This is a genomic window from Micromonospora sp. NPDC051296, from assembly GCF_040682255.1.
Lineage (GTDB): Bacteria > Actinomycetota > Actinomycetes > Mycobacteriales > Micromonosporaceae > Micromonospora > Micromonospora craterilacus.
This window is the reverse complement of record NZ_JBFBAO010000316.1, coordinates 1-8,461: the sequence shown is the minus strand read 5'-3', so window position 1 is coordinate 8,461 and position 8,461 is coordinate 1. Positions and strand designations below refer to the sequence as shown.

Here is an 8,461-nt window from a genome sequence, read left to right as displayed (position 1 = left end):
ATGAGCCACCGATGACCGCTCGCGTGCGTAGAACTACGTAATCCCCAGCACCCGGGCCAACTCCACCCGCGAACGGATGCCGAGCTTCGGATAGATCCGGGACAGATGTGTGGTCACCGTGCGCGGTGACAGCACCAGCCGGTCGGCGATCTGCTGGTTGCTCAGCCCTTCGGCGGCGAGCCGGGCGATCTGCGTCTCCTGCGGGGTGAGCCCGGCAGTGCCGGGTCGGCGCAGCGACTCGCCGGAGGCGCGGAGCTCGGCGCGGGACCGGTCGGCCCAAGCGGTGGCACCGAGCGCGTCGAAGGTGGCGGCCGCGGCGCGCAGCAACGGCCGTGACTCGGCTGGGTGACGGCGGCGGCGTAGCCACGCCCCGTACGCGTGCTGCCGTCGCGACTGCTCGAACGACCACCCGTCGAGGTCCTCCGCAACGGCCTTCTCCCACGCCTCGGCGGTGTCGGCGAGCACCGCCTGCGCGTACCCGAGCCCGGTGAGCAGCGCCGGTGACTGACTCTCCTCGGCGACCGGCGTCAGCCGGTCCACCAGAAGCCGCAGCTCCGCAGTGGCACCGCACGCTGCTGCGGCCTCGGCCAGGTGCGCCACAAGCATAAATCCGGTGTGAAGGTGGTAAGAGTCATCGGCCGGGTCGAAGATTCGACGTAGTTCGCGAAACGACTCCTCCGGTCGGCCCGCGCCCAACGCCGCGATGCCGCGCGCCTGCCGCACCCCGGCGAGCAGCGGGTTGCGGCCATACGGCAGCAGTGCCGTCTCGGCAGCAGCCGCACGCTCCCCGGCCACCACCGGATCAGCGCGCAGAGCCGCCGCCGTGGCTGCGGCCACCCAGGACGCCGGCACCCAGTTCGGGTCGCCGACCTCCTTGGCGATCTGATCCGCCTCCGGCAGAAGGATCGCTGCGGTTCGGGCGTCACCGAGGTACACCGCGTTCATCGCATGGCTGATCAGGGACCGGTAAAGAACGCCCAACCGGCCCTGCTCACGCAGCCCGATCTGGGCAGTGGCATGGAACTCGCACGCTGCTGCGCAGTCGCCGAGGCCAGCCGCACCATAGCCGAGGGTGGCCACGGTGTACGGATCCAGATCGCCGGTCGTGAAAGCCTCCCACATGCGGCGCCGGCACTCGACGCCCCGGCTGACCGGAGCGATCAACGCGAGGTGTCCCGGGATCTGCGGGTCATTCGACATCACCATCATGCGATCGACCGCCGCCACCAGGCGGTCGAGGACAGCCGGCTCCGTCTCGGAGTAGTGCGTTCGCAATGCGATGGTGTCGAGCAGGCGGATCGCCCGGTCGACGTCACCGGCGTCGATCAGGGCGTTCAGCATCGCCGCGAACCCGGTTAGCCGTTCCCCGCCGGACCATCGCGTCCCGTGATAGACCTCGACCAGAAAGTCGTAGACCGCCCGGTCGCCGTCCGTCAGTTCATGCGGGCGGATCTCGGCGAGCAGGCGCCGATTCGCGGTGTTGTCGCCCTGCTCGGACGCCATGTCCACGGCTGCCAGCAACCGGAATCCCCGAGCGGCCGGGTCCGCACTGAGCCGCGCGGCCCGTTCGAAAGCGGTCAGCGCGATCCGGGCGGCCTGCCGGTGCCGGGCCCGCGTCGCGATCTCGGTCAATTGCCCGGCCAGCTCTTCGTCGGGACCGCTCGCCGCGGCGGCCCGGTGCCAGACGCTTCGCTCCGAGTCGTGCGCCACCACTTCGGCCAGCGCGGTGTGCGCACGCCGGCGCTGCGTGACGGTGGCGGAGTGATAAAGCGCAGAGCGGAGCAGAGGATGCCGGAACCGCAGCCGGAGCTGGTCGTCGACCTGCACCAGACGGGTCGCCACCGCCGGATCGACGGCTTCGGGCCCGCCCTGATCTGGCACGATCAGGCGGTAGGCGCGCACGCTCTCGTCCAGATCGTCGTGGTCGTTGACGGCCGCGACCAACAGCAGCGTCCGGGTCGCGGCCGGCAGTTCGGCGACCAGTCCCGCGAAGGTGCGCTCCAGGCGCTCACTGAGCGACACCGTGCTCGGTAGCAGCGCCACACTGCCAACCCGCGCAACGGCCTCGCCCAACTCCACCAGACCGAGAGGGTTGCCTGCGGCCGCCGCCAATACCTGCGAACCCAGCGCGGCCGGAAGCTGCGGCGCCACATGTGTCAGCAGTTGACGGGAATCAGCCGCGTCGAGCGGTTCCAGACGCATCTCGGCAAGCCCTGCCCGAATCAGGCGGCGGTCCACGTCCTCGCCGTCACGTGCCGTGAGCAGCATTGCTGTCCGCTCCGCTGTAAGCCGGCGGGCAGCGAACGTCAGCGCTTCCCAGCTCGCCTCGTCCACCCACTGTAGATCTTCCACGGTGATCAGGGTCGGGTCCGCCGTCGCAGTCATCGCATCCAGCAGTGCGGTCGCCGCGCGAAACGGCACGGTGTTCGGCGAGCCCAAGATCGTCCCGGCCGCAGCAGCCAAGTCCGGCGCAGTGCGCAGCAGCCGGTGCAGGCTCGCGTACGGGATGAGCACTTCCGCTTGCACGCCTGCCGTGCCGAGCACCCTGACTCCACGGCGGTCAGCGTCTGCGGCAGTAGACTCCAGTAGCGCCGATTTGCCTATGCCCGCCTCACCGCGGAGGACCAGCGCCCCGCCCCGTCCGGCGACGGCACCGTTGAGCAGCGCCTCCAAGGCGTTGAGCTCAGTGCGGCGCCCGAGGATCACCTCAGCATCCTAAGCAACCGTACGGTGGATCGCCGTGCCGCTGCACGGCAGTCGCCCGCCAGCCGGTCATCCCGAGAACGTGGCCATGGCCGAGGCCACCCGGTCGAAGTGAGGCTGTCGTCCCGGGCAGGGCTGGTGGTCCCGCCAGCCGGGATGCAGTGGCTCTGACGACGGCCAGTCACGCCCAGGCCACCGTGCCCCCACAGGGAGGAGGGACGGGCACAGCTCACGTTGGCCATGGGAGTTCGTGTCGGATGATTGGCGAGAACCGATAGCCTCTGCGATCGTGGTGCCGTTTGGGCTTGAAAAGGAGGCTTGTGGCGCAGACCAGGAAATGCCGGCCCGGCGGTTTCTGGCGATGGGTCAGTTGCTCACGTTCAAATGCTAAGCCTTCTACGAAGGCTGCCTATCAAGGCAGCCTTCGTAGAAGGTCCGCTCTGGATTGGATCGGACGACAGTGGGGCATTTCGGTGTGCCACTGCGCCGCGCTCCGACTCGGAGCCGAACCCGGATCTGAACAATCTTCAATGCTTTGATGACCGCCGCTCACGCCGCCCCCGATATTCGGCGGAACAAAGTTGTTCTTCTCCTTAGTTTCTGATGCCGGCCATCGCCATCGGTTGATGAGAAATAATCCATGGTCAGTGATCTTTTCGCAAGGTCACCTACAGCATCCAGCAATTAGTCTTTACGGCAGACTGATAGTGTTGTCTCTATGATTCGTGATGGTGCTGGTGGCCGACACACCCCTCCGGTCCGGCCGGCCGCCCGTGAGCCCAGCGTTCATCAGCTGCGGCTGTTTCTGGTGCTGGCCGAGGAGCTGCACTTCGGCCGCGCGGCCCAGCGCCTGTTCCTGACACAGCCCGCGCTCAGCCAGCAGATCCGGACGCTGGAGGACCGGCTGGGTGTTGACCTGGTGCGGCGCTCGACCCGCCGGGTGGAGCTGACCGAGGCCGGCCGTGCCCTGGTACCCGAAGCACGCGGTCTCGTGGCAGCCATGGACCGTCTGCTGGGGGTCGCTGCCACCTACGCCCGTCAGGTGCGGGGGCACCTGAGAATCGGAGCCATCGGCGGCGAGGCTTTCATGCCCTACGTGACCGCGATCCTTGCCGAACTGTCCGCCCGACATCCCGGGATCACCGTCGAGATCCGCTCCGTCAACTTCGTCGAGCAGGTCTACGCCCTGCCGCGCGGAGAGGTCGACGCCGCGTTCCTGCGGCCCCCGTTGCCGCCGGGCCTGCGCAGCCTGCACCTGGCGACGGAGCCCCGCGTCGCCTGCCTGCCCGCCAACGACCCGCTGGCGGGCCAGGCGCCGCTGGCACTGGCCCAGTTGTCCGACCGTCTGGTGGTCGATGTCCCGATCCCGGAGCTGCGGGAGTGGTGGGACTACTGGACGGTCAACCCCCGCCCCGACGGCAGCGCCGTACGCTACGGCCCAGTGGCCGAGGACATGGATGCGCTGCTGTCGGCCGTCGCCCGTGGCCAGGCCATCGCCTTCCTACCCGCCGAGGCGCGCCGCGACTACTCCCGCCGGGGCGTCGCCTACGTCGATGTCATCGATCTACCACTGTCCACCGCGGCCCTGGCCTGGCTCCCCAACCGTGACGACGCTGCCCTTACCGCCCTACTCCAAGCAGCACACACCGTGCTACGACGCAACAACCAAGGGCTCGAGTGAGACTGTTGCACATTTCATTTGGGGCTCTTTCATCGTGGGTTTCGGCTGGTCTGAACGTGATGTAGGGCGAGGATGGCCTGCACGATTGTGGTGGCGCGTCGGGGGCACCTGTCCGCTCAACGCCTGAAGATTGCGCGACCTCGCGCCGGCAGCGTGGTTTGCCCGGCCGCCCTACGATCCAGGCATGCGACGACGCGAGGTCGACGGGGTGACAGTCCTCGAGGAGGACTGTCCCGGCCCGCTCGCCGGGACGCTGTCGTTCGGCTGCGACCCCCGCGACGAGGACCTCGACACGATCGGCCTGACCCACGTGGTGCAGGAGTTGGTGCTGCGGGCCGAGCCATACGTCGCGGACCAGTGCACCGAGATGACCGCCCTGAGCGAAACCTCCTTCACCGCGGCCGGCTCCCCCGAGCAGATCGTGGAGCACTTCGCCGCCATCTGCACGGTCCTCAGCGGCCTCCCGCCCGCGGACCTCGCCGACGCGCTGGCCGACACCGACCCCGGTGACCGGTACCTCGGGGGCGCCGACGACGGTCTGCTCGACCCCTGGGGATCACTGCTCGCCCGCCGGTACGGTCCCCATGGCCCCGGCCTGACCCGCTGGCCGGTGGTGGACTACCGGCTCTTCACCGCGGACGAGATCGGGCGGCACGTGCGACGGTTCTTCACCGCCGGCAACGCGGTCCTCGCAATGACCGCCGCGCCGCCGGCCATGCGCCTCCCCCTGCCCGCCGGGCCAAGGGTCACCCATCCCGCGCCGCCCGCTCGATACCAGACCGGTCCCGTCTGGTACGCCGACCAGGTCCGCGGGGCCGGGCTGGCGTTCCGGGCCGAACCCGACGCGGCGGCGGTCATGCTCCTCCGGGTCCTGATGTCGCGGGTCAACGCGGCCCTGGCCCACGCGGGGCTCGCCTACGCGAGCTACCCCGAGTTCCTGGCACTCGACGCGGCCCAACACGAGTACGGGCTGAGCCTCCACACGCGGAGAAAGAAGGCGAAGAGCTCGGACGCGGCGACTGCGGCGGAAGTACTCTGGGCCGAGCTGCAGCGGCTGATCGGCGAGGGTCCGTCCCAGGCGGACCTCGACCGCGCGATCGCGTTCGCCGAGGCCCCTCCGGTGACCCTCAGCCAGCTACGGAAGAAGCCAGCGGACGTGCTGGAGCAGGTCGGGTCGCTGGAGTCGGCCGCCCAACGGGAGCTGTTCGGCACAGCCGAACTCGTTGCGCCGGATCCGCCGGACCGCCTACGCCGGTTCACCGCGCAGGCGGCGCGCGACCTGATGTCCGGATGGCTGTGCTCCGCGATGGTGGTCGTGCCACGTGGGACGCGACCGGCGCTACCCGGCACCGCCGAGCACGCCTGCCCTCGCGGCAGCGTGCAGCCCTCCGGTGAGGTGTACCGGCCGGCGTTGCTGAAGCGGTTCGGCACCAAGGGCGTCCTGATCGTCGGCGTTGACAGCGTCGCCGCGGTGGACGGCGACGGTGACGTGCACACGGTGCCGCTGGCCGATGCGCTCCTGGTCGAGCAGGACGGGAGGTTCTGGCTCGCACATCCGGGCCACGGCTGTGCCACCGACATCTCCGGCCACTCCGCGGCCGTCGCCAGACTCCGCACGGTGCTGCCTCCCAGGCGGGTCCGACAGGAACACCGGCTGTCGGCGGGGTGATCCGACCACGCCTCGGGCGCGCTCGACGCCATCGCCGAGGCCGGGCTCCACGTCCCGGACGACATCTCCGTCGCCGGTTACGACAACAACACCACAGCGTGTGACTGCGGACGATGATGGGTCGATGGGCCCGAGGTCGAATCAGCCGAACGCCGTACTTTCCAACCGAAGGGCCGTCGCCCGTGCCCGAAACCGGGGAAGTCGACTGGTGGATCAGCAACCGGCGGTACGGGTGTAGTTCCGCGTCCCGAAGTAGAGAGCCAGGTTGCCGCTGAAGCGCACCTTGATGTCGTTGCCGTTCAGGCGCTGCTCGTAGTGCAGGTGCGATCCGGAGGAGCCGCCGCTGTTGCCCACGTACCCGATCGTGGTGCTGTAGCCGACGGACTGGCCGACCGAGACGTTGAACCCGCTGAGGTGGGCGTAGTAGGTGGTGTATCCGTTGCCGTGGTTGATCCGCACGTACCGGCCGTAGCTGGTGTCACCGAGGTTGGCGACCACGTCCACCGTGCCCGGGGCGCTGGCCTTGACCGGATCGCCGTGGTCGTTGGTCCGATTGAAGTCGATCGCGTACTGCGGGCTGTGGGTGGTGCGGGTCTGACCGGACCACGTCTGGTTGCACGGGAACGGCGTCCGGAACGACGGCGCGGCGGCGGCAGGCGACGCCGGAACCAAGAACGCGGCGGTCGCCAGCAGGGCGACGCTGAGGGAACTCGCCAGGCGGAAGCGCATCTGAACCTCCACAGTCATAGTCTTCGATCGCTCTGCCGGATGATGTCAGAAGGGTCCGATGACCGAAAGTCCGGCACCGGCCCACGGCGGATGCTCTGCCCAGGTCGGATAGACCGGGCGGCACGGGGAGGGTACGGGCTGCCGCGCCGCCCCGTGTGTCCGGCGCGGCAGCGGTCGGCGAGTTCAGCGCGGGTTACGACGGTCAGCCGCTGCTCAACCGGTAGGCGCGAATGATCATCTAACCTGGCATGGCTCACCGCCTGCCGCTGGCTGGCCCGCGACTACGAACGCCACCCTGAATTCTCCGAAGGCATCGTCAGGTGGGCCACCATCCAGAGCCAAAGCAAAGTTAGTTGATCTTTGTTGGGCCTGGCGACATGGCCGGTGAACGGGCGCGGCCTTCCTTACAGATCTTGAATGGCCAGGTTCGTCCGATGTGGTCTGTGTGATGGCCTCGTGTTGGGGTAGATCGATGGGATGAGGTATCCCGATGGAGGTGGACTGTCCGCGCGGGGGCGGGCGAAACGTGAGGCGGTGCGACGGCAGGCAGCGGGGTGGTTCTCCCAGGATGTGTCGGTGCCGGAGATCGCGCGTCGGCTGCGGGTGTCGCAGACCGCGGTGTACGGATGGCGTAAGCGGTGGCAGGCCGGTGGTGAGCAGGCCCTGGCGTCGAAGGGGCCTGGCGGGTCTCGGTGCCGGCTGGATGAGGGCCGGCTACGGCGGCTGGCCGACGCCTTGGACGAGGGCCCGGCGGCACACGGCTTCGGTAGTGATCAGCGGTGGACTCTGGCGCGGGTGTCGGACCTGATCGCCCGGATGTTCCACACCCGGTACACGCTGCGCGGCACGGCGAACATCATGTACCGGTTGGGATGGTCGGTGCAGGTCCCCGCGCATCGTGCGGTCGAGCGGGACGAGGCCGCGATCACGACCTGGCGGCGGGAGACGTGGCCGGCGGGAAAACGGTAGCGGCGCAGCGGCAGGCGTGGCTGGTCTTCGAGGACGAGGCCGGTCAGACGTTGCGCCCACCGAAGGCACGCACCTGGGGACGACGCGGACACACCCCCGTGGTTGCGGTGTCGGGCAAGGGCTCCGGTCGGGTCTCGATCGCCGGGTTGACCTGTTACCGGCCCGGGCAGCGGTCCCGGTTCATCTACCGCACGCTTGTGCATCGCGGCCGCAAGAACGAACGCCGCAGCTTCAGCGAACGCGACTACATCGCCCTGCTGGATGCCGCCCACCAGCAGCTCGGCGGACCGATCGTGTGCGTCTGGGACAACCTGAGCACCCACGTCTCCGCCGCCATGCGGCAGATGATCGACGCCCGGGACTGGCTGACCGTGATCCGGCTACCGACCTACGCCCCGGACCTGAACCCGACCGAGGCAGTGTGGTCCCACCTCAAACGCAGCATCGGCAACCTCGCCGTCACCGGCGTCGACCACCTCCAGGCGATCATCAAGAACCGACTCAAGAGCATCCAGTACCGCGACGACCTACTCGACAGCTTCCTCGCACACACCGGCCTGACACTCGAACCCGACACAACCTGACCATTCAAGATCTGTAGTAGACGATGACGGTTCTTCACGCCAGTCGTCGTCTGCAAAGAAAGGCCGCTCGTGTCAGTCTTCCATGTGGTGGTCGGTGTCGTCACGGACGAGCGTGGGGAGGTCGAC

At 68.7% G+C, this 8,461-nt stretch carries 6 protein-coding genes and 1 pseudogene; 5 read left to right on the top strand and 2 right to left on the bottom strand.

Annotated elements, in window-relative coordinates; all coding sequences use genetic code 11:
- Window positions 1–33: 33 nt before the first annotated feature.
- Window positions 34–2,706, bottom strand: a complete 2,673-nt coding sequence (locus tag AB0M52_RS26265) for an AAA family ATPase (RefSeq protein ID WP_363958854.1) — start codon at window positions 2,704–2,706, stop codon at window positions 34–36.
- Between the two features lie 715 nt (window positions 2,707–3,421).
- Here AB0M52_RS26265 and AB0M52_RS26260 point away from each other — a divergent pair.
- The 3 genes and pseudogenes from AB0M52_RS26260 to AB0M52_RS26250 form a co-directional block, all read left to right on the top strand.
- Complete coding sequence (locus tag AB0M52_RS26260; protein ID WP_363958852.1) at window positions 3,422–4,384, top strand: LysR family transcriptional regulator; 963 nt, start codon at window positions 3,422–3,424, stop codon at window positions 4,382–4,384.
- 184 nt (window positions 4,385–4,568) lie between these two features.
- The gene (locus AB0M52_RS26255) at window positions 4,569–6,053 is read left to right on the top strand and encodes a hypothetical protein (protein WP_363958849.1); all 1,485 of its coding nucleotides are present in this window, start codon (window positions 4,569–4,571) and stop codon (window positions 6,051–6,053) included.
- 15 nt (window positions 6,054–6,068) lie between these two features.
- Window positions 6,069–6,170 (top strand): annotated as a pseudogene (locus AB0M52_RS26250) (substrate-binding domain-containing protein); the annotation flags it as partial.
- Between the two features lie 96 nt (window positions 6,171–6,266).
- On the opposite strand, the gene AB0M52_RS26245 reads toward AB0M52_RS26250, so the two are convergent.
- Entirely contained in the window at window positions 6,267–6,782 is a 516-nt protein-coding gene (locus AB0M52_RS26245; protein ID WP_363958846.1) for a M23 family metallopeptidase, read from the bottom strand.
- 477 nt (window positions 6,783–7,259) lie between these two features.
- Between AB0M52_RS26245 and AB0M52_RS26240 the strand changes: the two genes are divergently transcribed.
- Window positions 7,260–7,751, top strand: a complete 492-nt coding sequence (locus AB0M52_RS26240) for a winged helix-turn-helix domain-containing protein (protein ID WP_363958843.1) — start codon at window positions 7,260–7,262, stop codon at window positions 7,749–7,751.
- Window positions 7,730–8,335 (top strand): transposase, encoded by a 606-nt coding sequence (locus tag AB0M52_RS26235; RefSeq protein WP_363958840.1) that lies wholly within the window; start codon window positions 7,730–7,732, stop codon window positions 8,333–8,335. The genes AB0M52_RS26240 and AB0M52_RS26235 overlap by 22 nt, the downstream gene beginning before the upstream one ends.
- Window positions 8,336–8,461 lie beyond the last annotated feature (126 nt).

Excerpts from the sequence above, each read along its gene's own strand:
- AB0M52_RS26260 (WP_363958852.1), top strand. The coding sequence starts at position 3,422 with ATGATTCGTGATGGTGCTGGTGGCCGACACACCCCTCCGGTCCGGCCG.
- AB0M52_RS26255 (WP_363958849.1), top strand. The coding sequence starts at position 4,569 with ATGCGACGACGCGAGGTCGACGGGGTGACAGTCCTCGAGGAGGACTGT.
- AB0M52_RS26245 (WP_363958846.1), bottom strand. The coding sequence starts at position 6,782 with ATGCGCTTCCGCCTGGCGAGTTCCCTCAGCGTCGCCCTGCTGGCGACC.
- AB0M52_RS26240 (WP_363958843.1), top strand. The coding sequence starts at position 7,260 with ATGAGGTATCCCGATGGAGGTGGACTGTCCGCGCGGGGGCGGGCGAAA.